Genomic DNA, 17704 nt, shown 5'->3' on the forward strand with positions numbered 1-17704 from the left:
AACCGCAGGCTCGGGTGATCAACAGATCCTGAGCTCGGCAATACCGTAATCCGGGCGTCTCGATATCACTTCCCGTGAAGACTTTTGCCTAGCCCTACTGTATCTTTAGGTTCATGGGGCCATTTGTCGCTTTAGTCCTGCTCGTCGTCGGACTGGTGGTGTTCACCATCGCCGCGGTGCGGGTGATGAAGCGCGGGCGTTCACAGGACGTCGCCCAATGGGCAGAGGCGAACGGGTGGGAGTACATCGGCAAGGACCCGATGCTCGCCCAGCGCTGGAGCGGCCGGCCGTTCGGCATGGGCCTGGACCGTGAGGCGCGCGACGTGCTGCGGGGAAACGTCGACGGCCACGACATCGTCTCGTTCACCTACACCTGGCGCACGGGTTCGCCCGGCGCCGACACACGCCGCCCGGGTCTGCGCCGCACGGCCCACGTCGTGGCGCTCGACGCACTGCCGGGCGAGCCGGTGGTGGACCTGTCGCCAGAGGGCATCCGCGAGAAGTGGCAGAAGCTCTTCGGTGCGCAGGACGTCCAGATCGACAACCCCGCCTTCGACGGGCAGTGGCTCGTGCGCACCTCTGACGAGTTCTTCGCGCGCAGGGCGCTCGACGCGCGCCTCGCGAACATCGTGATGCTGCCCGACTTCCACGGCTCCAGGCTTCGGATCGAGGGACCGTCGATCATGCTGTGGCGGCCCGGCCGCACCGACGTGACGACCCTGACCGAGCGGGCCAAGCGGGTAGCCGACGTCGCACGGATCGTGCTGCCCATGGAGAAGGGTGGGCCCCGCTTCGAGTCGGGCGGGACGATCAACGGCTTCGGGATCCCCGGCCTGACCTGACCTGTCGCGACCTCACTTCACGAACCTGCATCCTCCAGAGCGAAGGCAACAGCGTCTTCCGCAGCTGCTGCGTCTGGCGGTGAATCGGGAACGGGCCGGCCGTCGACGTCGGGCACCTTCCAGCCGCCGAGGCTGACGACGGGGATGCCACGCCGCTTGGCGAGCGCTAGTTCGGAGAGCGTGCCCCAGGATCCCCCGATGACGATGACGGCGTCTGCTGACCACGCCAGGGCCGGGGCCGTCAGGTGAGCTCGTCGGAGATGCGCAGCAGGAAGCGGCGGGCGTCCTCGCCGGTGAGCGAGACCTTCTGCAGGTCGACGAAGGTCTCGACGTAGACCTGGGCCTCGGGGTTGACGTGACGGTGCTCGCGGCTGACGGTCTCGACGCAGACGAGGTCGTCGAACATCTCGAACATGTGGGTCGGGACATCGTCGGTAGCGCCGAACGGGAGGATGCTGAGGCGTACGTTCGGCAGCCCGATCGCAGACTGCAGGCGATCGATCTGAGCGAGCATGACGTCGGTCGGGACCAGGCCCCAGCGCAGCACCGGTTCCGCGAGAACGAACTCGAACCTGCGCGCGGTGTACAGATAGCGCTGGCGCTCGATCCGCGTGGCGACGGCGGCCTCGACGTCGGGCACTGGCACCTCGTGCGTTCGTGAGCTCGCTGTCAGGATCGCGCGTGCATAGTCCGGGGTCTGCAGCATGCCGGGGATGACGGTGTTGTGAAACTGCCGCACGATGTTGGATCGCTCGACCAGTGCGTTGTACCCGGCCTGGACGGGCGCTTGGCCGTGCTTGGTCCGCTGCCGGTAGGTGCGCAGGTCCTCGCGAGCTTGGTCGAGCAGGCCGAGGAGCAAAGTTCGCTCGTCCGCGCTGCCGCGAGTCGCCGTGACCCACGCGGTGATGTCCGACGGTGACGCGTTCTGCCGGGCCAGCTCCAAGCGAGAGACCTTCGAAGCCGGCCAGCCGAGTGTCTCGGCAAGTTCCTTGCCTGCTAGACCGGCGCCCACGCGCAGCGCACGCAGACGCCGGCCGAGGTTCTGCAGGTGATCGGGACCAGGCATGTCAGGAGGGTACGGCGCGCAATGCCAACTCCCAATGTGCCCGGGCGCGTGCTAGAGACGCATCATCGGTGACCAAGTGCATTCTTGTCAGTACGCCAGCAGCGTCGAACTCCATGACGACCAGGCGCGCGTCGTCCAGGAGCCACCAGTCGTCAGCACCAGCGGCGGGCAGGAGCCCAACCTCGGCGGCGCGATCGCGGGTCGTGTAGTGGATGACTTCACCGGCCTTGACGTTCCAACCGCCCACCCAGCGGGCGTAACGGTGGTAGTCCGAGGGTGGATCGTGCTGCACCCGAACCCGCTCCATCCTCCGGCCCGCAGCCGTCAACGCACTGACGTACTCGAGCCAGTCGACGAACGCGGGATCTCCGGTCGGGTCCTCCATGCGGTCAGCAATGAAGGCCTCGTAGTGCTCGTCGAGGTCCACCGCGTACACCGGCTGCTGCTCCAGCCGGAACGCCGTCGACTCGAAACTCCGGAGCAGCTCGCCAAACTCCTGCCTCGTGATCTCCTGGCTAGTCAGAGCGCACCCCGCAAGCGCTCGAGCACGTTCGCAGGGACGAATACGCCGTCCTCGCCGTCGGCGAGCTGACGCAGCTGGGATCGGGTCTCGTCGTCGAGCTTGACGCCCTGGACGACGTAGCCACCCTCGGCCTTGTACAGCGCCGGGCACTCGCCGGTCTTGCTGTCCGCGTCCTTCCACATGAACTCGACGTCCATCGTTCCTCCACGGGTTGGTTTGCAGCGGTTAGAACTCTTGCTCGGGAAGTGTGGCACCACATGTCCGCCATCGGAAGGACATCTAGCCCGCAATTGCTTTACTAGGTGCAATTGCGTGTCGGACGGCGTCACGCGATGGGACGCTCGTGCACATGACGACCAGGACTGAGGCCCGGAGACGAGAGGCCGAACAGACGACCACGATCATCACCCAGTCAGCGAAGACGCAGCACGGCAGCGAACGATCGCCAGGTGTCCTGATCGCGTTGGACATCGATGGCACGATCACCGCCAGTGGCAGCCTGGATGTGCCCTCTGAGACGGCCGCGGCCGTCGCTGTGGTGCGGGCAGCCGGCCATCACGTCGTTCTTGCCTCAGGTCGGTCACTGGCTGGGATCATGCCTGTCGCCCGCGCCCTGGACCTGCGTACAGGCTGGGTCATCGCGTCCAACGGCGCGGTGATCGCCCGCCTGGAGCCTGGTCAGAGCGGATACGATTTCGACGCGGGCACGGACGTGCAGACACTCGACGCGCGCCTGGTCATCACCGCAGCGCTCAATGGGCGCCTGCCCGGACTCCAGATCGCCGTCGAGGAGATCGGCGTCGGCTACTACGTCGATGCCGTCTTTCCCACTGGTCTGCTGCCGGGTGAGCAGACGGTGCTGCCGGTCCACGAACTACAGGCTCTGGCCTCACCGCGGATCGTCCTGCGCGCACCAGGAGTCCACACCCTGATCAATCCACTACGGGCTGTCGGACTCACCGCCACACCGGCGGACGTCGACTGGTTGGACGTCACCGCCGGCGGACTGTCCAAGGCCACGGCTTTGGAAGCCGTTCGCCGACGCCTACGCGTCGAGCCCGCCAACACGGTCGCTGTAGGTGACTCCGTCAACGACATCGAAGCCCTGACCTGGGCAGCCCGTGGCGTCGCCATGGGCGACGCACCCGAACATGTCCGGGCCGCCGCCGACGAAGTCACCGGACGACTGCACGAGCACGGCGTGGTAGGCGTGCTGCGTTCGATCAGGGTCGCGCGATGAACCCCGCCGTCGTCGAACACGAGGGCCAGGAAGACATCACCGCCCAAGTCGTCACCACGATGACCTCGCCAGGAGTGCCCTCGGCTGCGCGCCATCCGGCACTACCGACGCCGCACGGAACCTGCGTCAACTGCGGACGTGTCGTCACCCTCCAGCGCGTCGCATCAGACACGAAACGCCACACGTTCCAATGGGTGCCCGACAACGAGGCCGCCCGACCCGGCCGCTGGTGCAGCGAAGCAGCACTTCCGGCCTACCACTGGGCAGACAGTGCTACCGCTGCCGTTTACCACGTCCCCGCCTGACCCCACCCGAGTGTGTCGCCTCGTGTCACGCACACCCAATGAGGACGGCACCACGGCACGGGCGTTCGTGACCCGGACGCTAGGCTGACGGCCATGATCGAGCGGACCACCGAAGCCTGGCTCACGGACATGGACGGCGTGCTGGTGCACGAGGGCACCGCCATCCCCGGCGGCCCCGAGTTCATCAAGGCGTTGCGGGACAAGGAGCTGCCGTTCCTCGTCCTGACGAACAACTCGATCTTCACGCCACGCGACCTGCGCGCCCGGCTCGCCTACAGCGGCATCGAAGTGCCTGAAGAGAACATCTGGACGTCAGCCCTGGCCACCGCCCAGTTCGTCGCGGACCAGATCCCGGGCGGCAGCGCGTACGCGATAGGCGAGGCGGGTCTGACGACGGCGCTGCACCAGGCGGGCTACACGCTCACCGAGTCCGACCCGGACTACGTGGTGCTCGGCGAGACCCGCACCTACTCGTTCGAGGCCATCACGAAGGCCATCCGGCTGATCGTCGGCGGCGCGCGGTTCATCTGCACCAACCCCGACGTGACCGGGCCCTCGCAGGAGGGCCTGCTGCCCGCCGCCGGGTCGGTGGCCGCGATGATCACCGCGGCCACCGGCCGCCAGCCCTACTACGTGGGCAAGCCCAACCCGGTGCTGTTCCGGTCGGCGCTCAACCTGATCGGCGCGCACTCGGAGTCCACGAACATGGTGGGCGACCGCATGGATACGGACATCCTGGGCGGCATGGAGGCCGGCCTGCAGACGTTCCTGGTGCTCACGGGGTCGACCTCGGCCGACGAGGTCGACAAGTACCCGTTCCGCCCCAGCCACGTGGTGAACTCGATAGCGGACATCGTCGACCTGGTCTGATGGGCGCGACGACGGGTATGACCAGCCCTGAGCACGAGGTCGGCGTCGGACCCTGGTCCGGACCGCTGCCCGACGACCCGCGCTACGACCCGGAGCTCCTCGCAGACGGCGACCGCCGGAACGTCGCCGACCACTACCGGTACTGGTCCGTGGAGGCGATAGTCGCCGACCTGGACACGCGCAGGCACCCGCTCCACGTGGCCATCGAGAACTGGGCGCACGACCTCAACATCGGCTCGGTCGTCCGTACCGCCAACGCGTTCAACGCGGCAGGCGTGCACATAGTGGGCAGACGCCGGTGGAACCGCCGCGGCGCGATGGTCACCGATCGGTACCTGCACGTGACGCACCACCCGGACGCCGAGGCGCTTGCCGAGTGGGCGGGAGGTCTGCCGATCGTCGGCATCGACAACGTGCCGGGCTCCGTGCCGATCGAGGGCTACCCGCTCCCGCGGGAGTGCGTCCTGCTGTTCGGCCAGGAGTCCACCGGCCTGACGGCGGAGGCCCAGGCCGCCTGCGACGTCGTCCTGCACATCACCCAGTACGGCTCTACCCGGTCGATCAACGCGGGAGCCGCCGCCGCCATAGCGATGCACGCCTGGGCGACGCAGCACGCCTCGTAGGCCGTCGTACCAGGCTATCTGGCGGTGGTCGGCGTGGCGGTCTTCACCCCGATCCGCGAACGCAACCCCGAGGACCGCCCCGTCGGCTGAGGTCAGAGCGGCCTTCCAAGGCGCTCGAAGGCGGCGGACAGACGAAAACCACAGTGTTTCGGCCGTTCGACTGTCGAACGACCGCACACAACGGCCTGTGGATCGTGGCAAGATCGAAGGTGCATACCCGGGCGGCCTTGGACACTCTTTGCGACCGCCCATCTCACCAGCTCATTTGGAGTTTCGCAGATGCCCATCGCAACCCCTGAGGTCTACGCCGAGATGATCGACCGGGCGAAGGCCGGCAAGTTCGCCTACCCCGCCGTCAACATCACCTCGTCGCAGACCATCACTGCCGCACTTCAGGGCTTTGCCGAGGCGGAGTCCGACGGCATCATCCAGGTCTCCGTGGGCGGCGGCGAGTACGCGTCGGGCTCGACGGTGAAGGACCGCGTCTCGGGCTCGCTCGCGCTCGCGGCCTACGCGACCGAGGTCGCCAAGGGCTACGGCGTCAACATCGCCATCCACACGGACCACTGCACTGCCGACAAGCTCGACTCCTGGGTCAAGCCGCTGCTCGCGATCGAGGCGGAGCAGGTCAAGAACGGCGGCCTGCCGACGTTCCAGTCGCACATGTTCGACGGTTCCACCGTGCCGATCGAGGAGAACCTCGTGATCGCGGCCGAGCTGCTCGAGCTGTCGCAGGCCGCGCGCACGATCCTCGAGATCGAGATCGGCGTCGTGGGTGGCGAGGAGGACGGCCACATGGCCGAGATCAACGACAAGCTGTACACGACCGTCGAGGACGGCCTGGCCACGGTCAAGGCGCTCGGCTCGGGCGAGAAGGGCCGCTACCTGACGGCCCTCACGTTCGGCAACGTGCACGGCGTGTACAAGCCGGGTGCCGTCAAGCTCCGCCCGGAGATCCTGCTCGACATCCAGAAGGCCGTCGGCGCGGAGATCGGCAAGGAGAACCCGTTCGACCTCGTGTTCCACGGTGGTTCGGGTTCGACGGCGGAGGAGATCTCCGCGGCCGTCGACAACGGCGTCATCAAGATGAACATCGACACCGACACGCAGTACGCGTACACGCGCCCTGTCGTCGAGCACATGTTCAAGAACTACGACGGCGTCCTGAAGATCGACGGCGAGGTCGGCAACAAGAAGGCCTACGACCCGCGCGCATGGGGCAAGGCGGCGGAGGCCGGCATGGCCGCTCGTATCATCGAGGCCTGCCAGCAGCTCCGTTCGGCCGGCCACAAGATGTGATCGGTTGCCCGCTAGGGTGATCGGTAAAAGGTCAGGTGATCGGTAGTTCGAACTACCGATCACCTGACCTTTTACCGATCACCCCGGTAGGCGTCAGCCGCCCACGCCCGCCGGAGTGGGGGCGCCGCCCGATGACGGGCCGTCGTCGTCCAGCTCGAAGCCCGGGTCCTCGTCAACGATGTCGAGGAGGTCGCCGATCCGGGTGACCTCCAGCAGGAAGCGCACCGTCGGCGGTGCGCGCAGCACGCGTACCCGGTGCGGGCTGCGGCTCGCGAGACGCGCGAGGAACGCGACGCCTGACGAGTCCATGAAGGTCACGTGGTGCGCGTCGATCTCGACCGGGAGTCGTGACTCCTCGGCCGCTGCAGTGGCCTCGTGCAGATCGCCGCCGATATCGGCGTCGATCTCCCCGGAGAGGACGATCCGCGCACGCGAGCGACCCACGATGACGTGGATACTGGCGGGGTCGCCGATCTCGGGGGTCTTGTGGCCGGGGTCCTGGGGGCTCCCGCCCTGCGGACCGCGCGGGGGGTCGTAAGTTCCGTCCTGCACGGTTCTCCTTCCGGGAGCAGTGGTCGTGGCGCTGTGTCGGTCCGATGATAGAGGTTGAGGTTCAGATCTCGGACCGTCCCAATCTACGGTTGAATGTCCTGCTGGAACAGCACCTCGAGCAAGAGATACCGTTGGGAGGGCATTTTGACCGATTCATCCGGTCTAACACCGTCCTCTCCGCCGCCGCGGCACCCCGGCCTTTCCGTATTCGGCCTCGGTCCGACTCAGGACGGGACAACGAACGGTAGAACCAACGGCGTGTCGAACGGAACGTCTGACGGAAACGGCTTCGACGCCGGCCTGCCCGCGACTCCTGCCGCCGCGAGCGTGCCCCCGAACATCCCGTCGAACCCACCGTTCGGCGCCTACCGGACGTCCGGTGCGGAGCCGCGCCGGCACGCACCGAGCACCGGCATCCCGCGCACCCTGCCGCCGTCGGTCGGCGACGTGGTCCTGCGCGCCGCGGTCAACGTGGGTATCCCCGTCTTCCTGACCGGGCCCACCGAGGACGGCATGCCGATGCTGTGGGCGAACAACGCCTTCGAGCACTACGCGGGCGTGCGGTTCAGCGACTTCGCCGGGTACACGGTGCGTCGCCTCGGCGAGATGCTCGTCGAGCCGCAGGACCTCGAGCGCATGACCGAGCTGGTGAACGCGGGCCAGGAGGTGCACGCGACGGTGAAGTCCCACCTGCGTGGCGGCACGCACGGCTGGGCCCAGCTGACGCTCACGCCTGCCCGCGCGGGCCACAGCGACCGCATCACCCACTGGATCGGGTTCAGCGTCGACGTCTCCGACCACATGGAGCGGCACGCGGCCCAGCTCGCGAGCCTCGAGGTCGAGCGACAGCAGCGCGAGGACCTCGACCTCATCGCGCAGACCACCGAGATCCTCACCGACCTCGAGTACCCGTACGCCCTGCGCGACATCGCGGAGCTGCTCCAGTCGATGGTGCGCTGGGCGGGCTTCTACGTGAACGACGACGGCCTCAAGTACGCAGCGGGCATCGACGTCGCGGCGCCTCCCAGCGGCCGCGGACGCCGGCACGCGCGGTACATCGAGGGCGACAACATCGCGGACAAGTCCCTGCGCCGCCGCCCGTCCGTCGACGCCCTCGGGGACTCCGTGACCACCGGTCCCATGCCCATCCTCGAGGTGGTGGACTCGGTGCAGGACGTGCTCGACGGCGTGCTCGACGGACCCGTCATGCTGCACCTCGACATCCCGCACGCGCCGCACTCGGCGTCGGGCTGGCTGCAGCGCGACCTCACGCTGCGCCTCGCCGACGAGCTCGGCAAGGCACCCGACTCGGTGGTGGTGCACCCCGTCGCCGGGCGCCGGGACGTGCTCGGGCTGGTGGTGATCGTCCCGGACGAGGACGAGCCCGGCGACTACGTCGATGCCGACGAGCCGGACACGCTGCGTACCGTGGTGGAGGTCGTGGCCCGCCGCGCGGGCAGCGCCATCGACAACGCCCGCATGTACGCGCGTGAGCACCGCCTCGCCGAGACCCTGCAGCGCGCCATGCTCCCCGAGCAGGCGGACGTCGCAGGGCTGGACGTGTGGACCTACTACGCCCCGAACGCGGAGCACGCGCAGGTGGGCGGCGACTGGTACGACGTGCTGCAGATCTCGCCGGAGCTCGTGGGCCTGGTGATCGGCGACGTCGTCGGGCACGACGTCGAGGCGGCCGCCACCATGGGCCAGCTGCGTTCCGTGGTGCGGTCGTACGCGTTCGAGCTGTCGACGCCGAGCCGCGTGCTCGAACGCGTCGACCAGCTCGTGGCGGGCATGGGCATACCGCGCTCGGCAAGCATGGTGTACGCCTCTCTGAAGCGCGAGGACGAGCCGGACGTCTGGACCATCGGCTACTCGCGTGCGGGGCACCTGCCGCCCCTCCTGCTGCGTGCTGGGCAGGTGATCAAGCTGGACGAAGGCGGTGGCGCGCTCGTCGGCTTCGGGTCCCGCGAGCGGACGACGGGCGAGGCGCGCCTCCAGCCCGGCGACACGCTGCTGTTCTACACGGACGGCCTGATCGAACGGCGCGACCGGTCCCTGCGGCTGGGCCTCGAGGCGCTGCTGGAGACGGCGTCGGCCATCACGGCGCGCGACGCCGCTGGCGTGGGCGAGGAGCTGCTCTCCCGCCTGGCCGACGCGCCGGAGGACGACGTCGCGATAGTCGTGGTGCGGATCCCCGACCCGACCGGCGACGCGGGGGAGACTGCCCTGTCACCGCGGTGGCGGCGCTGGATGCTGCCGAGCGAGCCGTCCTCGATCGGCCGGGCCCGGCACGCCGTCCTGCGGACGTGCCAGGCGTGGGGCATCGAGGAGTCGGCGCAGGCCGAGCTCGTCGTGTCGGAGCTGGTGGCCAACGGCGTGCTGCACGGCTGGGGGCACATCGCGCTGCGCCTGTACGACACGGGCGACGGCCTGCGGATCGAGGTCGAGGACAACAACCCGGCGCCGCCCGTGGCGACCGACGGGCACCCGAACCGCCTGGGCGGGTTCGGCATGCAGATCGTGGACCGGCTGGCCGAGTGGGGCTGGCGCCCGTCGGGCAGCGGCAAGCTGGTCTGGGCGAAGCTCCGCCGCCAGCCCACCCCGCCGAAGTAGAAGGTCCGCGAAGTAGAGCGCCTGTCCGAGTCTCCCTTGGTGACACGAGGGAGACTCGGCCAGGCGCTCTACTTCGCGGACCCACCGAGGTGGATAACGTTTTATGCGGTGGACACGTCGCGATGGGATAACGGGGAGCTGTCGTCGTCCCGCGAGGTCATCACCGCGAAACCCGAGTCGGGAGCAGAGGGCTCGCACGAGTGCTCGTCGTCGATGCGGAAGAGCTCCATCGCCCCGCACACCTCGAGCACGAACAGGTCGCGCTCGTCGGCCCCGCGGATCACCGTGGCGCCGCCCCGCTTACGGCCGGCGTCAGCCAGCGAGATGAGGAACGCGGCGCCTGTCGAGTCCATGAACGTGACCCGGCACATGTCGATCACGAGCAGCTGTCGGCGCAGGCCGACGACGCGCGCTGCGATCTCCGGGAACTGGTCTCGTTCGGCGAGGTCGAGGTCGCCGGCGATCACGAGCGTCGTCGTCGTGGGAGACGTCGCGATCTCGATCATGTGTCGAGCGTAACGACTGTTGCCCGATCGCACCGGATGAAAGGCAAAATTCACCGTCTCCGCGGCTGCCGGGGCAATCCGGTGCGGCCCGGTTTGTCCATCTGCGCCCCAGCAGGGTCCGGAAGTGTGAGGATCTGAGCATGAGCACCCACGACAATCTCCTGCAGGGCCCGGCCCCCACCCTGCTTCCCGACGACTTCCCGGCCGCCCGTGAGCGCCTGACCGGCGGCGACGACCCGGTGGACGTGGCAGCGGAGGCCCCGGCGTCGTCCCTCGTCTGGGCGGTCCTCGCGGAGCGCGCGCTCGCGACGGGCAGCGCCTCCGGCGACGTCGAGGCCTATGCCTACGCCCGGACGGGCTACCACCGCGGCCTCGACGTGCTGCGTCGCGCCGGCTGGCGCGGGCAGGGCCCGGTCCCGGCGAGCCACGTGCCCAACCAGGGCTTTCTCCGCGCGCTTCTCGCGCTCTCCGAGGCGGCCCACCGCATCGGCGAGGAGGGCGAGGCGGAGCGCTGCGCGAAGTTCCTGGTCGACTCCGGCACGTCCGTGGACGAGGTACGCGCCCTCACGTCCGCTACGAAGTAGACTCGGGCGCGGCCCGCGGGCGCCATCGTGGCGCACGACGCGGGCAACCCGAGCAATCCGAGAAGGTGGAGATCCATGCCAGGCGTCGTGCTCGTCGGGGCCCAGTGGGGCGATGAGGGCAAGGGAAAGGCGACGGACCTCCTGGGCTCCCGCGTCGATTACGTGGTCAAGTTCAACGGTGGGAACAACGCGGGGCACACGGTCGTCATCGACGACGAGAAGTATGCGCTGCACCTCCTGCCGTCCGGGATCCTGTCGCCGGGTGTCGTGCCGGTCATCGCCAACGGCGTGGTGGTCGACATCGAGGTCCTGTTCCAGGAGCTCGACGCGCTGATCGCGCGCGGTGTGGACGTGTCCAGGCTGCTCGTGTCCGGCAGCGCGCACATCATCGCCCCGTACCACCGCACCATCGACAAGGTGACCGAGCGGTTCCTCGGCAAGCGCCGCATCGGTACCACCGGCCGGGGGATCGGTCCGGCGTACGCCGACAAGATCAACCGCGTCGGCATCCGCATGTGGGACCTGTTCGACGAGAAGATCCTGCGCGCCAAGATCGAGGGCTCGCTCGACCAGAAGAACCACCTGATGGTGAAGATCTACAACCGGCGCGCCATCACCGTCGACGAGACGCTCGACGAGCTGCTCCAGTACGCCGAGCGGCTCCGGCCGATGGTCACGGACACCGCGGTCGAGCTGAACAAGGCGCTCGACGCCGGCAAGAACGTGCTGTTCGAGGCCGGCCAGGCGACGATGCTCGACATCGACCACGGCACCTACCCGTTCGTCACGTCGTCCAGCGCGACGGCGGGCGGCGCGGTCACCGGCTCCGGCGTCGGGCCCACCCGGATCGACTCCGTGATCGGCGTCATCAAGGCCTACACGACGCGCGTCGGCGAGGGCCCGTTCCCCACTGAGCTGTTCGACGACAAGGGCGAGTTCCTCCGCAAGACCGGCGGCGAGTACGGCGTCACCACGGGCCGCGCGCGCCGCACCGGGTGGTACGACGCCGTCATCGCGCGCTACGCGACCCGCATCAACGGGCTCACCGACATCGTGCTCACCAAGCTCGACGTGCTCACCGGCATGGAGAAGGTGCCCGTCTGCGTGGCGTACGACGTCGACGGCGTCCGCTACTCCGATATGCCCACCGACCAGACGGCGTTCCACCACGCGAAGCCGATCTACGAGGAGTTCGACGGCTGGTGGGAGGACATCTCCAAGGCCCGTGCCTTCGAGGACCTGCCGCCGAACGCCCAGGCCTACGTGAAGGCGCTCGAGGAGATGTCGGGTACCCGGATCTCCGCTATCGGCGTCGGCCCCAAGCGTGACGAGATCATCCCCGTGCACGACCTCATCCACAGCCGCTGAGTCCGCACCCACCAAGAGAGCCCTCTGCACAGTGAAGATCCTCGTCATCGGGACCGGTGCCCGCGAGCACGCCATCATCCACTCCCTGCACCGGGAGACCGCGTCCGGGTCCGCAGCCCATGAGCTGCACGCGGCGCCCGGCAACCCGGGTATCGCCGGGCTGGCCACGCTCCACGAGGTCGACCCGCTGGACGGGGCGGCCGTGGCGGCGCTCGCCGAGCAGGTGGGTGCGGAGCTGGTCGTCGTCGGCCCCGAGGCGCCACTGGTGGCGGGTGTCGCGGACTCCGTCCGGGCGGCCGGCATCCCGGTGTTCGGGCCGTCCGGCGAGGCCGCACGGCTCGAGGGCTCCAAGTCGTTCGCCAAGGAGGTCATGGCCGCCGCCGGTGTGCCGACCGCCATGGCGCACGTCTGCACGGACGCCACGGAGCTCGCCGCCGCGCTCGACGCCTTCGGCGCCCCCTACGTGGTCAAGGACGACGGCCTGGCGGCGGGCAAGGGCGTAGTGGTCACCGACGGCCGTGCCGCCGCGCTGGCCCACGGCGAGGCGTGCCTCGCGGGCGGGGGCACCGTGGTGGTCGAGGAGTACCTCGACGGACCCGAGGTCTCCCTGTTCTGCGTGTCCGACGGCGCGAAGGTGGTCCCCCTGGTCCCCGCGCAGGACTTCAAGCGGGTCGGGAACGAGGACGAAGGTCCCAACACCGGCGGCATGGGGGCCTACAGCCCGCTGGACTGGGCGCCGCGGGGCCTCGTGGACGAGGTGATGGCGCGCGTCGCCCAGCCGACCGTCGACGAGATGGCACGGCGCGGCACGCCGTTCTCCGGCGTCCTGTACGTAGGGCTCGCGCTCACCAGCCGGGGCACGCGCGTGGTCGAGTTCAACGCGCGCTTCGGCGACCCGGAGACCCAGTCCGTGCTGGCCCGGCTCCTGACGCCGCTCTCGGAGGTCATGCTCGCGGCGGCCCTCGGCAAGCTCGCCGAGCTGGAGCCGCTCCGCTGGCGCCGGGAGGCCTCGGTGACGGTCGTCGTCGCGTCCGAGGGTTATCCCGAGCGCGCCCGGTCGGGTGACCCGATCACGGGCATCGAGGACGCCGAGGCGCTCCCCGGCGTGCACGTGCTGCACGCCGGTACCGGCCTCTCCGAGACCGACGAGCTGGTCAGCGCCGGCGGCCGCGTGCTGTCCGTCGTGGCCCTTGGCACCGACCTGGCGGACGCCCGGCGCCGGGCCTACGAGGGTGTCGCGAAGATCGACCTCAAGGGCTCGCACCACCGCACAGACATCGCGCTGAAGGCGGAGCGCGGCGAGATCACGGTTCCGTAGCAGGACCGCTGGTCGTAGCAGGGTCGCTGGTCCGCGTGGGCGGCCGCGCCGGAGGTCCGGCGCAGCCACCCGCGTCAGGCTCCGCTACGCCGTGCGCCGCCACTGCTGGGTGGCGGCCGCGGCGTCACAGCTCGCGAGCGCGAGATCCCAGGAGTCCGCCGGGGTGGCGAAGCACAGGGTCGGGTCGACGACGCTGCTGATCGTCGCGTCGGCGTTGAGCTCCCACTGCTGCTCGGGCGTACCCGTGCAGTCGGCGATGACGAGCTTGCCACCGGCGGCGAGTGCGCCGCTCGGCGCGACGCACATGTCGCCGTAGACCGTGAGCTGCCGGTCCGCGGTCCAGTCGAACGACTGGTTGCCGCCGCCGTTGCAGTTCCACAGGCCGAGCTGCGTGCCCGCCGTCGTCGAGAAGCCAGGCACGTCGACGCACACGTCGTGCTGGACGCTGACGAGCGGCTCACCCGGCGGTGCGGGCGGCAGGTCGTTCAGGGCCTCCTTCTTGAGCAGTCGCCAGCCCCACTGGATCTGGGCCAGCCCCGAGGCGTTGGTGACCTCGAGGTCGCCGTCGCCGACGACCTCCGTCAGCGTGTAGGCGTCGCCCGTCCGAAGGCCGGGCCAGTAGACGATCCCGATTCCCTGGTCCCGTGCGACCTCGGTCAGCGCGCCGAGGTACGAGGTGTAGACGTCGCCCTCGTGGTTGCCGTAGTTGAGGCCTGTCGTCATCGGTGAGCCGGCCTCGCTGACGACCGTGCGCCACCCGTACTCGCCGAGGCGGGGGAGCAGGTTCGCCTTCCACTCGTCCTCGGTCGTGTGGTCGGCCCAGAAGCCGTAGAAGTGCAGCGAGAGCAGCGTCCCCTTCAGCTCCCTGGCCGCGCCGACACCGGTGACGTCGTCGTTGTAGCCGGTCCCCGAGATGATCACGCGACGGCGGGGCACGTCGTCGTGGTCGTCCAGCCACCCGGCGGTCAGGTCCACCCACGCGTCGAGGGTGTAACCGAACGGCTCGTTCATGGGCTCGAAGTACACCTTCGGGTTGCGCCGGTACTCCGCCACGACCGTGTCCCACATCGCGTCGAAGGCGGCGGGGTCGTCGGCCAGACCGTCCTTGGCGTTGTCGGCCTCCCAGTAGCTGAGGATGACCTTGAACCCGTGGTCCGTGGCGGAGTCGATGGCGCCCTGGTACGAGTCCCACCACTCGGTGCCGACGCTCGAGGTGTTGATCGGCAGCCGCACCGTGTTGGCGCGCGTCTCGTGCCGGAACTCGAGGAGGATGTCGGTCGCCTTGTCGTAGGTCGTGTCGTAGTCGTCCTCCGTGCTCAGGCCGGAGGGCACTACCTCGTCGTCCGCGTAGTTGTCGCGCGGGTCCGCCCAGTTGACCCCGCGGAACTCGCTGGTGCCGGACGGACCGACCGAGGGGGCGGCGACGGCGGCAACGGGAACCACCGCCACCGCAGCTATGAGGAGGCCGGCGGTCGCGAGGGCGCCGGTCCGGATTGCTCGTGTCATGGGGACTCCGATCTGGGGGCGCTTCGCTGCGCCGCCGTCCGAGGCCTCGAGGCGGCTGTGCCGGCCCGCTGCCTATGTTGGCGCAAACATCGCACGTCGATCCGCAGTTGCGCAAGATCGTGCGTCCTCCCGATTCCCTTGCGCGGCGGTTCTGCGGGTCGTGCGGCCCTAGCGCGTCACCCCCCGGCGTTCTCGCGCCGGCATGCCCGTGACGTCCATGAGGACGCCGATCATGCGCGCGCGGACGCCTGCGTCGTCGGTGACGGTGGTGGCGCGGCAGCGTACCCACATCTCGCGGCCGTCGGCGGCGAGCAGCCGGTGCTCCAGGTCGAGCGGCTCTGCGGCTCCGGCGAGCTGCCGGGCGATGGCCGTCTGGACGGTCCGCACGTCCTGGGGGTGCACCCGCCCGGTCCACTCCTCGATGCCGGTGCACGCGGCGTCGTCGGGCAGGCCGACCAGGGCACGCCAGGTGCGGGAGTAGAAGACCTGGCCGGTCGCGATGTCCCAGTCCCAGGTGCCCTCCAGCGCCACGTCCTGGACGAGGGCGCTGCGCTCGACCTCCGTGCGCAGGTCGAGCACGAGCGCCCGCTCCCGGTACGCGGCCTCCGCGAGCGCCGCCTGCTGCCGCTGCAGCGAGGTGAGGCGGTCCTCCCGGTCCAGCGCGACGGCGACCATCGCCGCCCAGTGGTCGTACTTGTCGCGGGAGCTGGTGGCATGGATGTCGACGCCGCCGCCGATCGCGAGCATTCCCCAGTCGCTCTGGTCGAATGTCACCGGCACGACGAACACCACGCCCTCGCCGGCCAGCGCGGGCGGCGGGAACTTGCTCACCGGCACGTGCGTGCCCACCAGGGCGGTCGCCTTGCGGGACGCCGCGGTGGTGCCGACGATCTCGAGCGTCCGTGCCCCGTTCACCGGGCCGGAGGCGGGCGACGAGCCGGGTGCCGGCGCACCCTCGGAGCTTGTCCACAGGGCGAGCGTGGCGGGGCCAGGATGCCCGCGCGGGAGCCAGGTGAGCGCGCGGATCGCCCGGCCGTCGGCGTGCAGCAGGTCGAGGTCGAGCTCGTACTGGTCGGTGATCGTGCGTTCGAGCCGGCCGGACCGGGCCAGCAGGGTCTGCGTGCACCCGGCGCTGAAGGCGACGAGCACGTCGGTGCCGGTCTGCGTGACCGCGCGGGCGCGGGCGGCACGGCTGGGGGCGCGGGGCGCCTTCGGCGCGGGGTCGCCGCTCCCGCCGGCGGCGCTCCCAGCGGCGCCGCTCCCACCGGCGGCGCTCGGCCGCTCGCCGGGGACCGTCGGCACCTCACCCCGTCTGACCTGCTGGCGGAACTCCTCCTCTACCGACCGCAGCGCGGGGATGAGCTGCTCGATCGCCTCGGGGTGGGGCCGCAGCGCACGTGTGCTCTCGGCGAGGCTGGTGAGCGTGGCCTGCGTGGGTGGCTGGCCCAGGGCTGCCGCGCTGCGGAACACACGCTGCACGCCGCGCAGCCACGAGTCGAGGTCGGCGCCGGGCCCGAGACGGGCTTCCGCCCCGTCGAAGGTCGCGCGTGCCACCTCGCCGAGCCGCCGCCACGCCGTCGAGCCCTCCTGCGCGGGCAGCCCTTCGCCGAGCGTGCCCGTACGCGCGTCGAGACAGCCGCACGACTCGCGCGTCACGAGAGTCGAGCGCGACAGGTGCTGGCCCACTACGCGCTCGCCCCGGATCCGGGCGAGCAGCAGCGAGACGGCGAGCTCCCCGACCTGGTCGTGGTGCGGGTCCACCGACGCGAGCCGGGGCCGCACGCGCGCGCCGGCCTCGGAATGGTCGAACCCGACGATCGCCTGGTCACCCGGGAGCGACAGGCCCTGGGCGAGCAGTGCGCGGGAGAAACCGATCGCGTTGCGGTCCGTCGCGGCGAACGTCGCCGTCGTCGGCAGCCCCGGGCCGCCCACGACCGCCTGCGCGACGGTGGCGGCGCTCGCCTCCTGGTTGTCGGCGGTGCGGTAGAGCCACTCGGGCCGGGGCGTGATGCCGTGCGCGAGCAGCGTGGCGAGGTAGGCCTCGTGGCGTTGGACGATGTCGGCCTGCCGCAGGCTGCCGAGGAAGCCGATCTGCCGGTGCCCGTGCGCGATGAGATGTTCGACGGCGGCGCGTGTGCCGCCCTCGTTGTCCGGGGTCACCACCGGGGCGTCGATGCTGGTGGTGCGCCCGCTGATCAGCACGACCGGCGTGCCGTCCGCCTCTATCCGGAGCAGCGTCGCCTCGTTCACCGCCGAGGTGATGACTATGACGCCGTCGACCTGCCCGAGGCTCACGGAGGCAGTGCCCGGTGGCCGGTCCGGGAACTGCTCGCGTTCCAGGTCTGCCGGGTAGGTCTGCACCGCGACCACGCGGTGCCCGTCCGGACGGACGGTGCGCGCGATCCCAGCGAGCACCCGGCCGAAGTAGTAACCGCCGACCACCGGGGACAGCACCCCGATCACATACCTGCGCTTTCCGATAAACATGC

The 17704-nt window shown here is 69.8% G+C and carries 18 protein-coding genes; 10 read left to right on the top strand and 8 right to left on the bottom strand.

Annotated features, from left to right (window positions below):
- Positions 1–113: 113 nt before the first annotated feature.
- The gene (locus AB0F70_RS05635) at positions 114–842 is read left to right on the top strand and encodes a hypothetical protein (protein WP_357444443.1); all 729 of its coding nucleotides are present in this window, start codon (positions 114–116) and stop codon (positions 840–842) included.
- Between the two features lie 17 nt (positions 843–859).
- Here the strand turns inward: AB0F70_RS05635 and AB0F70_RS05640 are convergent, their stop codons facing one another.
- The 4 genes from AB0F70_RS05640 to AB0F70_RS05655 are packed head-to-tail and all read right to left on the bottom strand — an operon-like array spanning position 860 to position 2628.
- Entirely contained in the window at positions 860–1087 is a 228-nt protein-coding gene (locus AB0F70_RS05640; RefSeq protein WP_357444734.1) for a hypothetical protein, read from the bottom strand.
- Positions 1084–1908, bottom strand: coding sequence for a helix-turn-helix transcriptional regulator (locus AB0F70_RS05645; RefSeq protein ID WP_357444446.1), 825 nt, complete (start codon positions 1906–1908; stop codon positions 1084–1086). The genes AB0F70_RS05640 and AB0F70_RS05645 overlap by 4 nt, the downstream gene beginning before the upstream one ends.
- A 1-nt stretch (position 1909) precedes the next feature.
- The gene (locus tag AB0F70_RS05650) at positions 1910–2512 is read right to left on the bottom strand and encodes a DUF6879 family protein (RefSeq protein ID WP_357444737.1); all 603 of its coding nucleotides are present in this window, start codon (positions 2510–2512) and stop codon (positions 1910–1912) included.
- Positions 2428–2628: a hypothetical protein gene (locus AB0F70_RS05655; RefSeq protein WP_357444755.1), complete on the bottom strand. Its 201-nt coding sequence runs from the start codon at positions 2626–2628 to the stop codon at positions 2428–2430. The genes AB0F70_RS05650 and AB0F70_RS05655 overlap by 85 nt, the downstream gene beginning before the upstream one ends.
- Before the next feature lie 152 nt (positions 2629–2780).
- Between AB0F70_RS05655 and AB0F70_RS05660 the strand changes: the two genes are divergently transcribed.
- The 5 genes from AB0F70_RS05660 to fbaA all read left to right on the top strand — a co-directional run bounded on the left by AB0F70_RS05660 (position 2781) and on the right by fbaA (position 6768).
- Positions 2781–3671 (top strand): HAD family hydrolase, encoded by an 891-nt coding sequence (locus AB0F70_RS05660; RefSeq protein ID WP_357444449.1) that lies wholly within the window; start codon positions 2781–2783, stop codon positions 3669–3671.
- Positions 3668–3976: a hypothetical protein gene (locus AB0F70_RS05665; protein WP_357444452.1), complete on the top strand. Its 309-nt coding sequence runs from the start codon at positions 3668–3670 to the stop codon at positions 3974–3976. The genes AB0F70_RS05660 and AB0F70_RS05665 overlap by 4 nt, the downstream gene beginning before the upstream one ends.
- Positions 3977–4069: 93 nt before the next feature.
- On the top strand, positions 4070–4846 hold the full coding sequence (locus AB0F70_RS05670; RefSeq protein WP_357444455.1) for an HAD-IIA family hydrolase: 777 nt from the start codon (positions 4070–4072) through the stop codon (positions 4844–4846).
- Positions 4846–5469, top strand: coding sequence for a TrmH family RNA methyltransferase (locus AB0F70_RS05675; protein ID WP_357444458.1), 624 nt, complete (start codon positions 4846–4848; stop codon positions 5467–5469). Before AB0F70_RS05670 ends, AB0F70_RS05675 begins: the two co-directional genes overlap by 1 nt.
- Positions 5470–5748: 279 nt before the next feature.
- Entirely contained in the window at positions 5749–6768 is a 1020-nt protein-coding gene (gene fbaA, locus AB0F70_RS05680) for a class II fructose-bisphosphate aldolase (protein WP_357444461.1), read from the top strand.
- 93 nt (positions 6769–6861) lie between these two features.
- Here fbaA and AB0F70_RS05685 read toward each other — a convergent pair whose 3' ends face one another.
- Complete coding sequence (locus AB0F70_RS05685; protein WP_357444464.1) at positions 6862–7320, bottom strand: STAS domain-containing protein; 459 nt, start codon at positions 7318–7320, stop codon at positions 6862–6864.
- 258 nt (positions 7321–7578) lie between these two features.
- Here AB0F70_RS05685 and AB0F70_RS05690 point away from each other — a divergent pair, with 258 nt between their 5' ends.
- A complete protein-coding gene (locus AB0F70_RS05690; protein WP_357444467.1) occupies positions 7579–9933 on the top strand; it encodes a SpoIIE family protein phosphatase in 2355 nt (784 codons plus the stop codon).
- A gap of 101 nt (positions 9934–10034) precedes the next feature.
- On the opposite strand, the gene AB0F70_RS05695 is transcribed toward AB0F70_RS05690, so the two are convergent.
- The gene (locus AB0F70_RS05695; RefSeq protein WP_357444470.1) at positions 10035–10439 is read right to left on the bottom strand and encodes an STAS domain-containing protein; all 405 of its coding nucleotides are present in this window, start codon (positions 10437–10439) and stop codon (positions 10035–10037) included.
- A gap of 140 nt (positions 10440–10579) precedes the next feature.
- Between AB0F70_RS05695 and AB0F70_RS05700 the strand changes: the two genes are divergently transcribed.
- The 3 genes from AB0F70_RS05700 to purD all read left to right on the top strand — a co-directional run bounded on the left by AB0F70_RS05700 (position 10580) and on the right by purD (position 13709).
- On the top strand, positions 10580–11023 hold the full coding sequence (locus tag AB0F70_RS05700) for a DUF3151 domain-containing protein (RefSeq protein ID WP_357444473.1): 444 nt from the start codon (positions 10580–10582) through the stop codon (positions 11021–11023).
- A gap of 75 nt (positions 11024–11098) precedes the next feature.
- Positions 11099–12391, top strand: a complete 1293-nt coding sequence (locus AB0F70_RS05705) for an adenylosuccinate synthase (RefSeq protein WP_357444476.1) — start codon at positions 11099–11101, stop codon at positions 12389–12391.
- 31 nt (positions 12392–12422) lie between these two features.
- Positions 12423–13709: a phosphoribosylamine--glycine ligase gene (gene purD, locus AB0F70_RS05710; RefSeq protein WP_357444479.1), complete on the top strand. Its 1287-nt coding sequence runs from the start codon at positions 12423–12425 to the stop codon at positions 13707–13709.
- A gap of 84 nt (positions 13710–13793) precedes the next feature.
- Here the strand turns inward: purD and AB0F70_RS05715 are convergent, their stop codons facing one another.
- Both AB0F70_RS05715 and AB0F70_RS05720 read right to left on the bottom strand, forming a co-directional pair.
- Entirely contained in the window at positions 13794–15215 is a 1422-nt protein-coding gene (locus AB0F70_RS05715; RefSeq protein WP_357444482.1) for a ricin-type beta-trefoil lectin domain protein, read from the bottom strand.
- A 168-nt stretch (positions 15216–15383) separates the two neighbouring features.
- Positions 15384–17702, bottom strand: a complete 2319-nt coding sequence (locus AB0F70_RS05720) for a substrate-binding domain-containing protein (RefSeq protein WP_357444485.1) — start codon at positions 17700–17702, stop codon at positions 15384–15386.
- Between the last annotated feature and the right edge of the window lie 2 nt (positions 17703–17704).

The organism is Promicromonospora sp. NPDC023805 (genome assembly GCF_040639635.1).
Classification (GTDB): Bacteria; Actinomycetota; Actinomycetes; order Actinomycetales; family Cellulomonadaceae; genus Promicromonospora.

What these genes read in the sequence shown, in the direction of transcription:
- AB0F70_RS05635 (WP_357444443.1), top strand. Translation starts at nt 114, where the DNA reads ATGGGGCCATTTGTCGCTTTAGTCCTGCTCGTCGTCGGACTGGTGGTG.
- AB0F70_RS05645 (WP_357444446.1), bottom strand. Translation starts at nt 1,908, where the DNA reads ATGCCTGGTCCCGATCACCTGCAGAACCTCGGCCGGCGTCTGCGTGCG.
- AB0F70_RS05655 (WP_357444755.1), bottom strand. Translation starts at nt 2,628, where the DNA reads ATGGACGTCGAGTTCATGTGGAAGGACGCGGACAGCAAGACCGGCGAG.
- AB0F70_RS05660 (WP_357444449.1), top strand. Translation starts at nt 2,781, where the DNA reads ATGACGACCAGGACTGAGGCCCGGAGACGAGAGGCCGAACAGACGACC.
- AB0F70_RS05665 (WP_357444452.1), top strand. Translation starts at nt 3,668, where the DNA reads ATGAACCCCGCCGTCGTCGAACACGAGGGCCAGGAAGACATCACCGCC.
- AB0F70_RS05670 (WP_357444455.1), top strand. Translation starts at nt 4,070, where the DNA reads ATGATCGAGCGGACCACCGAAGCCTGGCTCACGGACATGGACGGCGTG.
- AB0F70_RS05675 (WP_357444458.1), top strand. Translation starts at nt 4,846, where the DNA reads ATGGGCGCGACGACGGGTATGACCAGCCCTGAGCACGAGGTCGGCGTC.
- fbaA (WP_357444461.1), top strand. Translation starts at nt 5,749, where the DNA reads ATGCCCATCGCAACCCCTGAGGTCTACGCCGAGATGATCGACCGGGCG.
- AB0F70_RS05695 (WP_357444470.1), bottom strand. Translation starts at nt 10,439, where the DNA reads ATGATCGAGATCGCGACGTCTCCCACGACGACGACGCTCGTGATCGCC.
- AB0F70_RS05700 (WP_357444473.1), top strand. Translation starts at nt 10,580, where the DNA reads ATGAGCACCCACGACAATCTCCTGCAGGGCCCGGCCCCCACCCTGCTT.
- AB0F70_RS05705 (WP_357444476.1), top strand. Translation starts at nt 11,099, where the DNA reads ATGCCAGGCGTCGTGCTCGTCGGGGCCCAGTGGGGCGATGAGGGCAAG.
- AB0F70_RS05715 (WP_357444482.1), bottom strand. Translation starts at nt 15,215, where the DNA reads ATGACACGAGCAATCCGGACCGGCGCCCTCGCGACCGCCGGCCTCCTC.
- AB0F70_RS05720 (WP_357444485.1), bottom strand. Translation starts at nt 17,702, where the DNA reads ATGTTTATCGGAAAGCGCAGGTATGTGATCGGGGTGCTGTCCCCGGTG.